The sequence below is a fragment of the Kitasatospora sp. Ki12 genome, from assembly GCF_054601375.1.
Genome location: NZ_BAAIHT010000001.1, coordinates 2,132,492 through 2,147,756, shown reverse-complemented (window position 1 = coordinate 2,147,756; position 15,265 = coordinate 2,132,492). Strand labels below are relative to the sequence as shown.

The 15,265-nt window shown below is 72.4% G+C and carries 12 protein-coding genes and 1 pseudogene; 11 read left to right on the top strand and 2 right to left on the bottom strand.

What is annotated here, in order from left to right:
* Positions 1 to 278: 278 nt before the first annotated feature.
* Together ACYP53_RS09345 and ACYP53_RS09340 are read left to right on the top strand one after the other, a co-directional pair.
* Positions 279 to 1,061, top strand: coding sequence for an RNA polymerase sigma factor SigF (locus ACYP53_RS09345; protein WP_229928253.1), 783 nt, complete (start codon positions 279 to 281; stop codon positions 1,059 to 1,061).
* A 143-nt stretch (positions 1,062 to 1,204) separates the two neighbouring features.
* Positions 1,205 to 2,176 (top strand): RNA polymerase sigma factor SigF, encoded by a 972-nt coding sequence (locus ACYP53_RS09340; RefSeq protein WP_459647119.1) that lies wholly within the window; start codon positions 1,205 to 1,207, stop codon positions 2,174 to 2,176.
* 121 nt (positions 2,177 to 2,297) lie between these two features.
* Here the strand turns inward: ACYP53_RS09340 and ACYP53_RS09335 are convergent, their stop codons facing one another.
* Entirely contained in the window at positions 2,298 to 3,194 is an 897-nt protein-coding gene (locus ACYP53_RS09335; RefSeq protein WP_189913146.1) for a tyrosine-protein phosphatase, read from the bottom strand.
* Between the two features lie 418 nt (positions 3,195 to 3,612).
* On the opposite strand from ACYP53_RS09335, the gene ACYP53_RS09330 reads away from it, so the two are divergent.
* The 8 genes and pseudogenes from ACYP53_RS09330 (at position 3,613) to ACYP53_RS09295 (ending at position 13,847) form a co-directional block, all read left to right on the top strand.
* On the top strand, positions 3,613 to 5,973 hold the full coding sequence (locus ACYP53_RS09330; RefSeq protein WP_459647118.1) for a hypothetical protein: 2,361 nt from the start codon (positions 3,613 to 3,615) through the stop codon (positions 5,971 to 5,973).
* Positions 5,974 to 6,085: 112 nt separating this feature from the next.
* Positions 6,086 to 7,600, top strand: coding sequence for a GT4 family glycosyltransferase PelF (gene pelF / locus ACYP53_RS09325; protein ID WP_189913147.1), 1,515 nt, complete (start codon positions 6,086 to 6,088; stop codon positions 7,598 to 7,600).
* Positions 7,597 to 9,129: a hypothetical protein gene (locus tag ACYP53_RS09320; protein ID WP_189913148.1), complete on the top strand. Its 1,533-nt coding sequence runs from the start codon at positions 7,597 to 7,599 to the stop codon at positions 9,127 to 9,129. The genes pelF and ACYP53_RS09320 overlap by 4 nt, the downstream gene beginning before the upstream one ends.
* 179 nt (positions 9,130 to 9,308) lie before the next feature.
* Positions 9,309 to 10,301: an SDR family NAD(P)-dependent oxidoreductase gene (locus ACYP53_RS09315; RefSeq protein WP_459647117.1), complete on the top strand. Its 993-nt coding sequence runs from the start codon at positions 9,309 to 9,311 to the stop codon at positions 10,299 to 10,301.
* A gap of 73 nt (positions 10,302 to 10,374) precedes the next feature.
* Positions 10,375 to 11,076: pseudogene (locus ACYP53_RS09310) on the top strand (nucleotidyltransferase family protein); the annotation flags it as partial.
* Between the two features lie 131 nt (positions 11,077 to 11,207).
* Entirely contained in the window at positions 11,208 to 12,125 is a 918-nt protein-coding gene (locus tag ACYP53_RS09305; protein ID WP_189913151.1) for an NAD-dependent epimerase/dehydratase family protein, read from the top strand.
* Positions 12,122 to 12,814, top strand: a complete 693-nt coding sequence (locus ACYP53_RS09300) for a spherulation-specific family 4 protein (RefSeq protein WP_189913152.1) — start codon at positions 12,122 to 12,124, stop codon at positions 12,812 to 12,814. Before ACYP53_RS09305 ends, ACYP53_RS09300 begins: the two co-directional genes overlap by 4 nt.
* A 22-nt stretch (positions 12,815 to 12,836) precedes the next feature.
* Positions 12,837 to 13,847 (top strand): endo alpha-1,4 polygalactosaminidase, encoded by a 1,011-nt coding sequence (locus tag ACYP53_RS09295; protein ID WP_459647116.1) that lies wholly within the window; start codon positions 12,837 to 12,839, stop codon positions 13,845 to 13,847.
* A 90-nt stretch (positions 13,848 to 13,937) separates the two neighbouring features.
* On the opposite strand, the gene ACYP53_RS09290 is transcribed toward ACYP53_RS09295, so the two are convergent.
* On the bottom strand, positions 13,938 to 14,144 hold the full coding sequence (locus ACYP53_RS09290) for a hypothetical protein (protein WP_189913153.1): 207 nt from the start codon (positions 14,142 to 14,144) through the stop codon (positions 13,938 to 13,940).
* 155 nt (positions 14,145 to 14,299) lie between these two features.
* Between ACYP53_RS09290 and ACYP53_RS09285 the strand changes: the two genes are divergently transcribed.
* On the top strand, positions 14,300 to 15,256 hold the full coding sequence (locus tag ACYP53_RS09285; protein ID WP_189913154.1) for an aldo/keto reductase: 957 nt from the start codon (positions 14,300 to 14,302) through the stop codon (positions 15,254 to 15,256).
* Positions 15,257 to 15,265: the final 9 nt, after the last annotated feature.

The following is a 15,265-nucleotide window of genomic DNA, read 5'->3' as shown; positions in this document are numbered from 1 at the left end:
GGCGCCGTGCTCCGTCCCGGAACGATCCCCGCCGCGCCCCGCCGTCGGACCCGGTGAAGGCCGGGCACCCCACCAACACACCTCCACCGGGTGCTTGCCCGACCAGCGCCCGCCTTGTGATGCTATGACCGGTTTTGCCGGACATCGCGAGGTGGTGAATCAGCCGCGACACCCGATCCGCAGGGCCCGCCGTTGTCAACTTTGGGAGGGGTGACGTGTCCGTGGACGAAGTGCTGGCTGCGATCATCAGCCCGGCCGGCGAACTCCGCCCGGACGGGCTGCGCGGCCCCGGTGGCAGGCCCGTCGTGGACGTCCGGACGCTGACCCGGGTGCTGTTCGAGCGGCTCGCCGAGCTGCCCGCCGACGCCCCCGAACGGGAACGGGTCCGGGCCGCCCTGATCGAGGTGAACATCCCACTGGTCCGCTACGCGGCCACCCGCTTCCGCAGCCGCAGCGAGCCGATGGAGGACGTCGTCCAGGTCGGCACCATCGGCCTGATCAACGCGATCGACCGCTTCGACCCCACCCGCGGCGTCCAGTTCCCCACCTACGCGCTGCCGACCATCCTGGGCGAGATCAAGCGCTACTTCCGGGACAACGTCCGCACCATGCACGTCCCGCGACGGCTCCAGGAGCTGTGGGTCCAGGTCAGCGGCGCCATGGAGGAGCTGACGGTGCTGCACGGGCGGGCGCCCAAGGTGCCCGAGATCGCCGCCAGCCTGCGGATCCCCGAGGAGGACGTCCGGGCCTGCCTGGACGCCGGGCGGGCCTACAACGCGGCCTCCCTGGAGGCCGCGCAGGAGCACGAGGGCGGGCTCGCCCTGCTCGACCGGCTCGGCTACGAGGACTCCGCGCTGGCCGAGGTCGAGCACCGCGACATGGTCCGCCACCTGCTGGTCCAGCTCCCCGAGCGGGAGCGCCGGATCGTGATGCTGCGGTTCTTCGCCAACCTCACCCAGTCCCAGATCAGCACCGAGCTGGGGATGTCCCAGATGCACGTCTCGCGGCTGCTGTCCCGGATCCTGACCCGGCTTCGGACCGGCAACTCATGGGAAGAGTGAGATTGCAGCGCGTTACCCCCACGTGACATCTTGCGACGTTCGGGTTTGCCGTGCACCGTGTTCCGGTATGGAGGGGGAGGGCCCCGCCGGGAACCTCGGCGCGACGGTCCCCGTTCAACTGTCAGTCACGAGGGGGTGGGTGCATGTCCGGAGAGCTGGGCACTGCGGAGATCCACGCTGGTCAGGCCCGCGGCACGGCCGTCGCCGAGGCCCTGGTCCCGCGGCAGCGGGTCGAGTCGGTCGAACCGCCCGGCCCCGAGGCGGCACCCGGGACGCCCCCCGGCCCCGACACCGCGTCCGGGCCGACCGGGCCGTCCACCTCCGGGCCGTCCACGTCCGGGCCGTCCGCCTCCGGACTGGACACCCGGACGCTCTCCCGCTCGCTGTTCCTGCGGCTGGCCGCCCTGGAGCCCGCCAGCGAGGAGCACACCTACGTCCGCGACACCCTGATCGAGCTCAACCTGCCGCTGGTCCGGTACGCCTCCGCGCGCTTCCGCAGCCGCAACGAGCCGATGGAGGACATCGTCCAGGTCGGCACCATCGGCCTGATCAAGGCGATCGACCGCTTCGACCCCGAGCGGGGGGTGGAGTTCCCCACCTTCGCGATGCCCACCGTGGTCGGCGAGATCAAGCGCTTCTTCCGGGACACCAGCTGGTCGGTCCGGGTGCCCCGGCGGCTCCAGGAGCTGCGGCTGGCCCTCACCAAGGCCGGTGACGAGCTGTCCCAGCGTCTCGACCGCTCCCCCACCGTCGCCGAGCTGGCCACCTGCCTGGGCGTCAGCGAGGAGGACGTGGTCGAGGGCCTCGCGGTCGGCAACGCGTACACCGCCAGCTCGCTCGACTCCGGCTCCGGCGAGGAGGACAGCGACGGGCCGCTGGCCGACCGGCTCGGCTACGAGGACCTCGCGCTGGAGGGCGTCGAGTACCGGGAGTCGCTCAAGCCGCTGCTGGCCAAGCTGCCGCCCCGCGAGCGCCGGATCATCATGCTGCGGTTCTTCGGCAACCTCACCCAGTCGCAGATCGGCGAGGAGATCGGGATCTCGCAGATGCACGTCTCCCGGCTGCTCACCCGGACGCTCACCCAGCTCCGCGAGGGCCTGATCAGCGAGGGCTGAGCCGCCACCGCACCGGCCACTACCGCGTCAGTCACCCCACCGGCCGCCACCGCGTCAGTCGCCGTACCGGCCGCCACCGGCCGGTGCGGCCGCCCGCGCCGGGTCCGCGGCCGGCGGGGCGTCAGCTGCCGTCCAGCAGGTTGGCGCGCAGTCCGGCCAGCACGTCGTCGTCCAGCCCCAGGCCGTCCCGCCAGAACGGGCCGAAGCCGCCCCAGCCGACCTCGACCTCGGCGAAGGCCGCGTCCAGGTAGTCCGGGTCCGCCCGGAAGACCGGCAGCAGCAGCTCGGGCTCGCTCATCAGGCCGCGGGCGGCGAGGTCGGCCAGCACCCGGTCGACGACCGGGGCGGAGCGCTCGTTGGTGAGCAGGTAGTCGGCGAGGACGGTCTCGCGGTCCACTCCGAGGGCGGTCAGCAGGAGCGCGGCCGCCCAGCCGGTGCGGTCCTTGCCGGCCGTGCAGTGGAACAGCAGCGGCGGCCCCTCCGGGGCGGCCAGCAGCCGCAGCAGGCCGGCGAAGCGCTCGCGCGCCGACGGGTCCGTCACGAACCAGCGGTAGAGGCCGGTCATCATGGCGGCGGCCCGGCCCTCGCCGAGCAGGGCGCGCTGCCGCTGCGCGCTGCGGTCGGACAGGGTGTCCCTGATCATCAGGTAGATGTCGAAGTCCGTTGCCAGCAGCGGGAGGTGATGCCAGGCGACGCCCTCGGGCAGCCGGTCGGGGCCGGTGTCCCTGACCTCGTCCGCACTGCGCAGGTCCACCACCCGGCGCAGGCCCAACTCGCCCAGCGGACCGAGGTCTTCGGCGGTGACGTGGTTCAGGCCGTCGCTGCGCAGGGCCACTCCGGGCCGCAACAACCGTCCGTCGGCGGCCCGGTAACCGCCGAGATCGCGGGCATTGACCGCGCCGCGCAGACCGAGGCTCCGCCCGACCCGCTCGGCCCCGACCGACTCCGCCCCACCCGGTTCCGGCGCCCTATTTCGTACGCCCCCGATTCTCCCGGACTCCGTCTGCTGATCGGCCACGTGGGCGCCTCCATTGCATATTCGGACTGTCACATGGCACAGCGGTGCCCGATATTGCATGAACCTGCCCAATGGACCGGCGAGATGTGCGAGAGTGTCACGCGCAACGACGACAGTGTAGGTGTCCCACCCGCCCCGCTGGGCCCCACCGTCGGTAACCATCTGTAGCGCTCAGCGTCCGGTTTTTCATTTTCAATTCATTATTTGCGCCGCCGGTACAGTTCCGGTCACAATCAGCGCCTTCATGGCATCGCCATGAACGTTGGTAACAGGTTCGCTGCACTCTCGCCCAATTGGTCCCTCGCACCGCCGACGCTCGACCAGGATGGGCCCCGGGCAGCCTGCTGCCCGCGAGAACAGCTACACGGGCAGGCGAGCGCCGAGCAGCGCGGCGCCTGGCCCAAGGGGAGGATCAACCATGGGTCGAGCGACCCGAAGAGTCGCCGCGTGCGCGGCGGCAGTCCTGCTGGCCAGCGGCCTGCAGACCACCCTTGCCTTTGGCGACACCACGCCGCCCAGGATCGACCTCACCATCCTGGTCGTCGACGACGGCGGTCCCTCGGTCGCGGCCATCACCGCCGAACTGAAGAGCCAGGGCACGCCGTACAAGGTCGTCAGCCTCAATGACCCCAACCGGCCTGTGATCAACTCGGCTTTCCTGAGCGACACGGTCAACGGTCAGCCCCGGGGGAAGTTCCAGGGCATCGTGCTGCCCAACGAAAACCCCTTCCCCAACAGCGCCGCCGAGATGACGGCCATCGCGAGCTACGAAGCCGCTTTCAACGTCCGCCAGATCGACGCGTACACGTGGGCCAGTCCCGCGGTGGGTCTGAACTACGCCCAGAATCCCGGTTTCGTCGGCACCCTCGACGGATTCCAGGGCGCCACCACCGCGGCCGGAACTTCGGGCCCGTTCGGGTACCTCAAGGGCAGCGTCCCGTTCGAGGACAACGACCACAGCGTCAGCGAGAGCTACGGCTACCTGGCGACGCCGCTCGCCACCCTCCCGGCCGGCGCCTCCTTCGTCCCGCTGGTCGACGCCCCGATACCCAGCACGACCTCCCGCGGGTCCCTGGTCGGCGAGTACACCCACGACGGCCGCAAGGAGCTGGTCGTCACCTTCGTCTACAACCAGTACCAGCAGCAGTACCGCCTGCTGGCCCGCGGCATGGTCGACTGGATCACCCAGGGCGTCCACCTCGGCTACGACCGCAACTACTTCGCGGCCCACGTGGACGACGTCTTCCTGGCCGACGACCGCTGGGACACCACCCTCAAGTGCACCCCCGGCGACGTCACCTGCCCGCCCGGCACCCCGGACACCGCCAACCCGATCCGGATGACCCAGGCCGACGCCCAGTACGCCAAGCAGTGGCAGGCCGCCAACAACTTCACCATGGACATGGTGTTCAACGGTGGCGGCAGCGAGGACTGGAAGGCCGACCACGCGACCACCGCGGACCCCACGGCGAGCCAGATGATCGCCGACCAGAACAGCTTCCGCTGGGTCAACCACACCTACACCCACCCGTACCTGGGCTGCGTCCAGGACGTCTCGGTGGTGCCGTGGGTCTGCTCCAAGAACGCCGCCGGCGGCACCGTCTGGGTCGACCAGAACACCATCTCCACCCAGATCAAGAACAACTTCGACTGGGCCAAGGCCAACGGCCTGACCGTCGACCCGCAGGTCCTGGTCACCGGCGAGCACTCCGGTCTGCTCACCGCCCCCCAGGAGACCAGCGACAACCCGTACCTGGCCCCGGCGCTGGCCGCCAACGGCATCAAGTACACCGGCAGCGACGCCTCCCGCGAGCCCGCCCAGCGCGCCGTCGGGTCGTCCACGCTGACCGTGCCGCGGTACCCGATGAACGTCTTCTACAACGCCGGCACGGCGAAGGAGGAGACCGACGAGTACAACTGGATCTACACCAGCAAGGCCAACGGCGGCAGCGGCGTCTGCGAGAACAACGCCAACTCGACCTGCCTGCCCACGCCGCTGGACGTCAACACCGGCTACCAGTCGTACATCGTGCCGCTGGAGGCCCGGATCGACCTCGGCCACGTGCTGAGCAACGACCCGCGCCCGCACTTCATCCACCAGTCGAACCTGTCCGAGGACAAGATCCTCTACCCGGTGCTGGAGAAGATCCTCGGCACCTACCGGTCGCTGCACGCCGACAACACCCCGATCGTGAACCTCGGCGAGCGCGAGATCGGCCAGGAGTTCCAGAAGCGCGCGGCCTGGAACGCGGCCGTCGCCGCCGGTCAGGTCACCGCCTACCGGGTCGGCAACACCGTGACGGTCAGCGCGCCGGCCGGCGTTCAGGTCCAGGCCACCATGCCGACCGGAACTTCTCAGAAGCTGGTCATCGGATCGACCGCGTTCGGTTCGTCCTACGCCGGTACGCTCTCCGGCTGGGTGGCTCCGGGCGCCCTGCAGAGCGGCATCACCCTGCAGCTGCCGTCCGCGCCGGCCGCCCCGGCCGCCGTCGCGCCGAGCGTCGCGGCCAAGTCCGTCCCGGCCCCCGCGCCGGCCGACAAGAAGGTCGTCCCGCAGGGCGTCGCGACCCCGGTCCCGGTGGGCCCGAGCGACACCACCCGCAAGCCGGCCCCGTCGCTGGTGCCCGGGAGCGGTACCCCGGTGCCCGGCAAGGGCGTGACCGCTGATAACAACGGACACGGCGGCAAGGGACAGAACGGCCACGGCGACAAGGCCGCGGCGAAGACCGGCAAGGCCTCCGGGGGGACGGCCGCGCCGATCGGCACCACCGGACGGTAACCCGTACCACCCGCCGGCGGGGTCGGGCCGGGCGACCGGCCCGGCCCCGCCACGGCTCCCGTTCCGGCCACCCAGGCCGGAACCGACGCAAGAACAGGAGGGGGGACAGGAGATGCGCGTCACCCTGCTCACCGAGGGGACGTACCCGCACCAGCACGGCGGCGTGAGCGTCTGGTGCGACCAGCTCGTTCAAGGCATGCCGGACGTCGACTTCGACGTCATCGCCGTCACCGGGACCGGCCACGAAGCACTGGCCTGGGAACTGCCCGCCAACGTCAAGTCGGTCACGACCGCTCCGCTGTGGGGCCCGGCCGCCGAGGCCGCCCCGCCCCGCGGCAAGGAGATGCGGCGCTTCCTCAACGCGTACGAGCGCTTCCTGCACTCCATCCTCGATCCCGTCTACACCACGCACTTCGGCACCGAGCTGTACGGCTTCGCCGACCTCGCCCGGCGCGGGCTGCTCAGCCCGGCGCTGCGCAGCGAGCGCGCGCTCCGCACCCTCCAGCACGTCTGGACCCGGGACTACCTGCCCACCGCCGTCTCCCGGCCGACCCTGCACGACGCCCTGAACGCGACCGACCTGCTGGAGCACGCCCTGCGGCCGCTCTCGGTCGAGCCGCCGAAGGACGGCGTCGCACACGCGGCCAGCGGCGGCCTCGCCACCCTGCCCGGGCTGATCGCCGCCCAGCAGTACGGCGTACCGTTTCTGCTCACCGAGCACGGCATCTACCTGCGCGAGCGCTACCTCGGCTACCGCACCGGCCCGTACCGCTGGCCGGTCAAGGCGCTGCTGCTCGGCTTCTACCGGATGCTCGCCGAGGAGAGCTACCGGGTGGCCGCGCTGGTCACCCCCGGCAACCGGTACAACCGGCGCTGGGAGGAGCGCGGCGGCACGCCGTCCGCGCACATCCGCACCGTCTACAACGGGGTGGACCCGGCGGCCTTCCCGCCGGCCGGCCCCGAGCCCGAGACCCCGACCCTCAGCTGGGCCGGCCGGGTCGACCCGATCAAGGACCTGGAGACACTGATCCGGGCCTTCGCCATCGTCCGGCGCGAGATCCCCGAGGCGCGGCTGCGGCTCTTCGGGGGCACGCCCAAGGGCGGCGAGGCGTACCGGGACGGCTGCATAGCCCTGGCCGCCGAGCTCGGCATAGCCGACTCGGTGGCCTTCGAGGGCCGCGTCGCCGACATCACCGACGCGTACGCGGCGGGCAACGTGGTCATGCTCTCCAGCATCAGCGAGGGCTTCCCGTTCACCCTGATCGAGGCGATGTCCTGCGGCCGCGCGACCGTCTCCACCGACGTCGGCGGCGTGCGCGAGGCCGTCGGCGACACCGGCCTGGTAGTCCCCCCGCGCGAGCCCGAGCCGATGGCGGCCGCCGCGATCGAGCTGCTGCGCGACGCCGAACGGCGCGCCCGGCTCGGCGAGGGCGCCCGGCTTCGGGTGATCGAGCAGTTCACCCTCCGCCAGAACATCGACGGGTTCCGCGGCATCTACACCGAACTCCTGGGCACCTCCCGCTGGATGCCCGGCGGCATGGTCTCCGTCACCGACCAGGCCCCCAGCCCCGACTGGGACCAGCAGCTCGCCACCGCCCGGCCCGAGCCGAGCGAGGTCGGCGCATGAGCGGTCCCCTGCGCCTGGTCGAGGACGAGGCCGGCGCCGAGCGGACGGTGCAGCTGCGCACGCTGCCGCTCAAGCGCCGCCGTCCCGCCCTGCCGGAGCCCGCACCCGGGCCCGGCCCCGAGGAGCAGCTCGACCTCTCCGCGGACCCGCTGGACGAGCTCGCCGAGCGGCTGCGGGACGTCTGCGCCGACGCCGTCCACCCGTACGAGATCGCGGCCTTCCTGGAGTCCGACGGCCTCTCGGACGAGCAGGCCGCGCTGCTGTACGGCCGCCCCGACGCGTTCACCGTCGCCGAGGAGCTGTTCGAGAAGGTCGAGCGCCGCTACCCCGGCCAGAGCTCCGAGTTCGCCAACCCCTGGCGGGCCGACCCCTGGCGCTGCGTCGTGCGCGGCCTGGTGTTCGCCCTGCCCGGGCTCGGCTACCTGCTCGGCGCCAACCTGTTCGCGACCACCCGGATGCGCTTCGGCCTGCCCTCGGGGATGCTCGCGCTGTCGATCGCCACGCTGGTCAGCTGGGGTTTCAACCAGGCCCTGGCGCACCGCTCGTACCGCTGGCTGGGCCGGCTGCGCCGCCGGGAGGCCGCGCTCTGCCTGGCCGTCGGCGCACCGCTCGGCGCGCTGATCGCGGGCGCCGCCGCGTACGTGGTGGGCGGGCCGCTCGGGGCGCTGTGCTTCGCCGCCGGGCAGTCCTGCTACCTGGGCGCGGCCACCGTGCTGCTGGTGCTGGGGCGGGAGAAGTTCCTGCTGGTGGCGCTGGCGCCGGCCTCGGTCGGCGCGGGTGTGGTGCTGGCGGCGGACGTCCCGCAGGTGGTCCGTACGGTGGTGCTGCTCGCCTCGCTGCTGCTGGCGGTCGGGCTGGCCGTCCGGGAGCTGCTGGTGTGCGTGCGCGGCGTCGAGCGGGAGCCGGTGGAGGTGAAGCTGCCGCTGCGCCAGGAGGTCCCGCACCTGCTGTTCGGCCTGGCCTGCGGCGCGCTCACGCTGATCGCCGGTCTGGGTACGACCATCCACCAGGCCGTGCAGACCGGTGGCCACGCCGCCCAGGGGGCGTCGACGACCCCGACCGGCCCGGCCATGATCGCGCTGACGCTCAGTCTCGGCCTCGCCGAGTGGCTGCTCTTCCGCTACCGGGCGATGGCGGTGGCCGCGCTCCGCACCAGCCACACCACCGGCCAGTTCACCCGTCGCACCGGCGGGATCCTGCTCGGCTGCCTGTTCATCTACCTCACCACCGTGGCCGCGCTGGACGCCGCCGCGACCGTGCTGTGGCCGGGCGCCCCCACCCTGGGCGTCCCGCAGCTCGGCGCGATGCTGCTCCTGGGCGGCTCGCTCTGGCTGGCGCTGCTGCTGAACGCCTTCGGGTTCAGCTGGAGCACCGCCCTCATCTGTCTGGCCGCCGCGGGTGCCGAGAGCGCCGGGCTGCTGACCGGTGCGGACCCGATCGTCCTGCAGCTGATCGGCTGCGGGGCGGCCGCCGCCGTCCTCACCGCCATCGCCGGGCCCGCGCTCGGCCGTACCACCCAGCACCGCTGAACCGCCCGGAACCGCCTGTGAGCCACCTCCTGAACCACTTCTGATCCACATCGAGATCCCGCACGCCGCCCGCGCGTGCACCGCCGTACCCGTTCCACCCGGAACGCCAACCAGCCGGCGGCGGCCGACCACCACAGAGCGTCCGGCCGCACCGGCAGATCGAGAAAGCGAATCCCCGCATGAGCAGCGTCGCGGTTACCGGAGCCGAGGGCTTCATCGGCTCCCACCTCGTCGAGACCCTGGTCGCCGACGGGCACCACGTCCGCGCGATGGTCCAGTACAACTCCTTCTCCTCCTTCGGGTGGCTGGAGACCCTGTCCGAGGAGGTGCTGGACTCGGTCGAGATCGTCCTCGGCGACGTCCGGGACCCGGGCTCCGTCAACGGCCTGGTCAAGGGCACCGAGGCGGTGTACCACCTGGCCGCCCTGATCGCGATCCCGTACTCCTACCGCGCGCCCCACTCGTACGTGGACACCAACGTCACCGGCACCCTGAACGTGCTGGAGGCGGTGCGCCACCTGGAGATCCCGCGCATGGTGCACACCTCCACCAGCGAGACCTACGGCACCGCGCAGACCGTGCCGATCACCGAGGACCACCCGATCAACACCCAGTCCCCGTACGCCGCCTCCAAGGCCGGCGGGGACCGGCTGGCCGACAGCTACCACGCCAGCTTCGAGACCCCGGTCGTCACCCTGCGCCCGTTCAACACCTTCGGCCCGCGCCAGTCGATGCGCGCCGTCATCCCGACCGTGATCGCCCAGGTCGCGGCGGGCCAGACCGAGATCACCCTCGGCGACCTGCGGCCGACCCGTGACTTCACGTTCGTCAAGGACACCGCCAACGCCTTCCGCACGGTGGGCACCGCGCCCGCCGAGACGGTGGTCGGCCGCACCTTCAACGCCGGCACCGGCGGCGAGATCTCGGTCGGCGACCTGGTCACCCTGGTCGGCAAGCTGATGGGCGTCGACCTGCTGGTGAAGGAGGACGAGCAGCGCATCCGTCCGACCAACTCCGAGGTCATGCGCCTGGTCGCGGACGCGACCCGGCTGCGCGAGGCCACCGGCTGGGCGCCGCAGTTCAGCCTGGAGCAGGGCCTGGAGCAGACGATCGAGTTCTTCCGCGACCCGGCCAACCTGGCTCGCTACAAGACCGACATCTACAACGTCTGACCGCCTTCGCGATCATGCCCGTCCTGGTAACCAAGGTTCGTGTCCTGCACATCCTTTCCGTGGGGGAAACACCATGCATGCAGTGATCCTGGCCGGCGGCAAGGGCGTCCGTCTCCGCCCGTACACCACCGCGCTTCCCAAGCCGCTCGTCCCGATCGGCGACCAGCACGCGATCCTGGAGATCGTGATGCGCCAGCTCGCCGCGGCGGGCTTCAAGACCGTCACCCTGGCCATCGGCCACCTCGGCCACATCATCCGTGCCTACGTCGGCAACGGCTCCCAGTGGGGCCTGCGGGTCGGCTACGCCGTCGAGGACAGCCCGCTCGGCACCATGGGCCCCCTGCTCACCATGCAGGACCGCCTGCCCGAGCACTTCCTGGTGATGAACGGCGACATCCTGACCGACCTGGACTTCGCCGGGGTGCTCAAGCACCACGAGTCGTCCGGTGCCCCGCTGACCATCGCCACCTACGCCCGCCAGGTCAAGATCGACTTCGGCGTGCTGACCACCGACTCCGGCAGCATCACCGGCTTCCAGGAGAAGCCCAGCATCGACTACCGCGTCTCGATGGGCGTGTACGGCGTCTCGCGCTCGGCGCTCGCCAAGTACACCCCCGGCCTGCCGCTGGGCTTCGACGAGCTGGTGCTGGACCTGCTGGCGGCCAAGACCCCGCCGGCCGCGTACGAGTTCGGCGGCTACTGGCTCGACATCGGCCGCCCGGACGACTACGACCGGGCGAACGCCGAGTTCTCGACCATCCGCCCGGTCCTGATGCCCTTCGAGCAGACCGGTGTCACGCCGGGCGTCGCCGAGCTGCCGGTCCCGGCCGCCCGCACCGCCCCGGACGACGACGACACGGTCGGCGAGCCCGTCACCGCGGGCGCCGAGAGCGACGGACGGGCCGCGTGAGAATCCTGCTGCTCGGCGGCGACGGCTTCCTGGGCCGTCACGCCGCCGCCGTCCTGCGGTCACTGCCCGGCGCCACCGTGCTGACCGCGGGCCGGCGGCCCGCCCACGACCTCCGGCTGGACCTGGCCACCGCCCAGGCCCACCCGCTCGGCGAGGAGATCGCCGCGCTGGCTCCCGACGCCGTGGTCAACTTCGCCGGCGCGGTGGCCGGCAGCCGGGTCACGCTCGCCGAGGTGAACGCGCGTGGTCCGGCGGTGCTCTGCGAGGCGCTGCGGCTCGGCGCCCCGAAGGCCCGCCTGGTGCACATCGGTTCGGCCGGCGAGTACGGCGTCTGCGCGCAGGGCAGTTCGCTGTCCGAGGACGCCGACGCCCGCCCGGTCGGCGTGTACGGCGCGACCAAGCTGGCCGGCTCCCTCGCGGTGGCCGAGTCGGACCTGGACGCGGTGGTCCTGCGGGTGTTCAACCCGGTCGGCCCGGGCGCCCCGGCGGGCTCGCTGCCCGGCCGGCTGGCCGCCGAGCTGCGCCGGGTGGCGCCCGAGGGCGCCGACGGAGTGATCACGGTCGGGGACCTCTCCGCCTACCGCGACTTCGTCGACGCCCGGGACGTCGCCGAGGCGGTCGGTCTGGCCGTCACGGCCGACCGCCCGCTGCCCCGGGTGCTCAACCTCGCCTCCGGGCAGGCCAGGCAGGTCCGGGCGATCGCCGACGGACTGGTCGCGGCGGCCGGCTTCACCGGCCGGATCGACGAGAGCGGGGCGGGCTCCGAGCGCTCGGCCGCGGTCTCCTGGCAGCAGGCCGACGTGTCGGCCGCCGCCCGGGAGCTCGGCTGGCACCCGGCGACCGGCCTCGCCGACACCCTGCGTGACCTGTGGCTCAGCACCCCCGAGCCCACGCCCGCCCCGGTGGTCGCATGACCGCCGGGCACCCCGACGGCCGCCTGCTGGTGCCGCTGTACGTCCACCCCGCGGTGGACCCGGCGGCCTGGCGGGCGGTCGCCGCCGCCGACCCCGACCGGATCGCCGCCGTGGTGCTCAACCTCGCCGACGGTCCGGGCGAGGTCCCGGACCACGTCTTCGCCGAGGCCGCCGACGAACTCCGGTCCGCCGGGCTGCCGTTGGTCGGGTACGCCGACACCGACTACGGCCGCAGGCCGCACGCGGCCGTGGTCGCGGACATCCTGACGTACCGTCAGCGACACGGCATCACCGGCGTCTACCTCGACCAAGTGACCACTCACCCGGGCGCGTTGGCGCACTACCGGCGGCTGGCCACGGCCGCCCGCGCGGCCGGCTGCGGCACCGTGATCTTCGGTCACGGCGAGCACCCGGACCCGGGCTACGCCGAGGTCGGCCTGGCCGACCTGCTGGTCACCTTCGAGGGCGACTGGGACACCTACCGCGCGATGACGCAACCGCTGTGGACCGCCCGGCACGCGGCCTCCCGCTTCTGCCACCTGGTCTACGACGTCCCGGCCGAGCACGCCCAGGACGCCGCCGCCCTGATCGCCGCCCGCCGGGCCGGTGTGGGCTGCGCCGTCCCCGGCGCCGGCGACAACCCCTGGCGCACCCTGCCGTACGGCCTGACCGCCGCTGAACTCACCTGACCCGATCCGGAGTCCGACTACCGTGAACCGCCGCAACCGGCACCTGCCGGCCGCCCTGGCCCTGGCCACCGCCACCGCCCTGCTGCTCACCTCCTGCAGCAGCTCCGGTTCGGAGGACGACGACGACTCGGCCGACGGCTCCCCGAGCGCGCCTCCCGCGGCCACCGCCCCGGGCACGCCGGGCACCACCGCCCCGGGCACCCCCGAGGGCACGCCCACCCCCGGCACGCCCAGTGACCCCGGCACGGGCACGGCCCCGGGCACCACCCCGCCCGGCACCACTCCCCCGGGCACCACCCCGCCCGGCAGCACCGCCCCGCCGCCGGCCGGCGCCCGCTGGCAGCCCGCCCCGGGCCTGGCCTGGCAGTGGCAGCTCGGCGGCGGCACCGTGGACCAGTCGGTGGACGTCCCGGTCTACGACATCGACGGCTTCGAGAACGACGCCTCGGTGGTGGCCGCGCTGCACGCCAAGGGCCGCAAGGTGATCTGCTACATCAACGCCGGCTCCTGGGAGAACTTCCGCCCCGACTCCGCCGCCTTCACCAAGGCGCTGCAGGGCTCGGACACCGGCTGGAAGGGCGAGAAGTGGTTCGACATCCGCAAGCTCGACCAGCTGAAGCCGCTGATGGCCGCCCGCTTCGACATGTGCAAGAGCAAGGGCTTCGACGCCATCGAGCCGGACACCATCGAGGCCTACAACCAGAACAGCGGCTTCCCGCTGACCCCGGACGACCAGATCAAGTACAACCGGATGCTGGCCCAGCTCGCGCACGAGCGCGGCCTGGCCATCGGCCTGAAGAACGATCTGGACCAGATCCCCGCGCTGCTGCCGGACTTCGACTTCGCGGTCAACGAGGAGTGCTCGCAGTTCAACGAGTGCGACCGGGTCGCACCCTTCGTCAAGGCGGGCAAGGCGGTCTTCCATGTCGAGTACAAGCTCGACACGGACCAGTTCTGCGCCAAGGCCAAGTCGCTGGGCTTCAGTTCGATGCAGAAGAAGCTCGAACTGAACGCCTGGCGCAAGCCCTGCTGAGAGGCGCACGCCTGCCGACAGACGTGCTCCTGCCGGGACGCGCCGCTCCCGTCGCGCGGGTGACCCGGACGAGGGCCACCCGCGCGAGGGTCACTTGACCGCCAGCCAGATGACGGCACCCAGCACGACCAGCGTGACGACCGCGACCAGCGCGATCACGCCGGTACGGCTGCTGCCGCCACCGCTGCTGCGGCCGTAGGTGGAAACGTTGCCCGGCTCCTGGCGAGCCGGGGTCTCGTCGACGAACGCCCGGAACATCTGGGTGCTGCCGGCGGGGTCGTAGTCGTTGTCAGCCATGGCACGGACTCTAACGAATCGGCCCACCTCAGGCACAGCCCGGACCCCTCCTCCCGGCCGTCGCACCACCCCGGCGTGCGACGGTGGTGCGACGGACTCGTGAACACCGCGCCGAACGCGGAATGCCCCACCACGGGATCGGGTTGGCTTCGATCATGACCGGAACCCACAGCCGGGTGAGCCTCGGCACCTCCGACCTGTCCGTCTTCCCGCTCTCCCTCGGCGGCAACGTCTTCGGCTGGACGGCCGACGAGCAGCAGTCCTTCACCGTCCTGGACGCCTACGCGGCCGCCGGCGGCAACTTCGTCGACACCGCCGACGTCTACTCGGCCTGGGCCCCGGGCAACACCGGCGGCGAGTCCGAGACCGTGCTCGGCAACTGGCTGCGCAGCCGCGGCAACCGCGACGACGTGGTGATCGCCACCAAGGTCGGCATGCACCCCGAGGCCGGCGGCCTGGGCGCCGCCAACATCAAGGCCGCGGCCGAGGCCTCGCTGCGCCGCCTGGGCATCGAGCGGATCGACCTGTACTACACCCACCGGGACGACGACACCCCGGTCGAGGAGTTCGTCACCGCGCTGGACGAGCTGGTCCGCGAGGGCAAGGTCCGCGCGGTCGCCGCCTCCAACATCGGCGCCGAGCGGCTGTCCGAGGCGCTGGCCTTCGCCGAGCGCGAGGGCCTGGCGAAGTACGTCGCCGTCCAGCCGCACTACAACCTGGTCTCGCGCGACACCTTCGAGGGCCCGCTGGCCGAGGTCGTGGCCGAGCACGGCCTGGCCACCGTCCCGTACTACGCGCTCGCCTCCGGCTTCCTGACCGGCAAGTACCGCCCGGGCGGCGCGGGCGTGGACAGCGCCCGGGCCGAGGGCGCCGCCCGCTACCTGGCCGAGCCGCGCGGCCCCAAGGTGCTGGAGGCACTGGACACCGTCGCCGCCGAGCACGGGGTCGAGCTCGCCTCCGTCGCCCTGGCCTGGCTCGCCGCCCGTCCGACGGTCGCCGCCCCGATCGCCAGCGCCCGTACCGTCGAGCAGCTCCCGCCGCTGCTGGCCGGCGCCGCCCTGAAGCTCACCCCGGAGCAGACCGCCCTGCTGGACGCCGCCTCCGAGGCCTGAGCACGACAC

Bases quoted from the DNA above. Each gene is read 5' to 3' on its own strand.
- ACYP53_RS09340 (WP_459647119.1), top strand. From the start codon at position 1,205: ATGTCCGGAGAGCTGGGCACTGCGGAGATCCACGCTGGTCAGGCCCGC.
- ACYP53_RS09330 (WP_459647118.1), top strand. From the start codon at position 3,613: ATGGGTCGAGCGACCCGAAGAGTCGCCGCGTGCGCGGCGGCAGTCCTG.
- pelF (WP_189913147.1), top strand. From the start codon at position 6,086: ATGCGCGTCACCCTGCTCACCGAGGGGACGTACCCGCACCAGCACGGC.
- ACYP53_RS09320 (WP_189913148.1), top strand. From the start codon at position 7,597: ATGAGCGGTCCCCTGCGCCTGGTCGAGGACGAGGCCGGCGCCGAGCGG.
- ACYP53_RS09315 (WP_459647117.1), top strand. From the start codon at position 9,309: ATGAGCAGCGTCGCGGTTACCGGAGCCGAGGGCTTCATCGGCTCCCAC.
- ACYP53_RS09300 (WP_189913152.1), top strand. From the start codon at position 12,122: ATGACCGCCGGGCACCCCGACGGCCGCCTGCTGGTGCCGCTGTACGTC.
- ACYP53_RS09290 (WP_189913153.1), bottom strand. From the start codon at position 14,144: ATGGCTGACAACGACTACGACCCCGCCGGCAGCACCCAGATGTTCCGG.
- ACYP53_RS09285 (WP_189913154.1), top strand. From the start codon at position 14,300: ATGACCGGAACCCACAGCCGGGTGAGCCTCGGCACCTCCGACCTGTCC.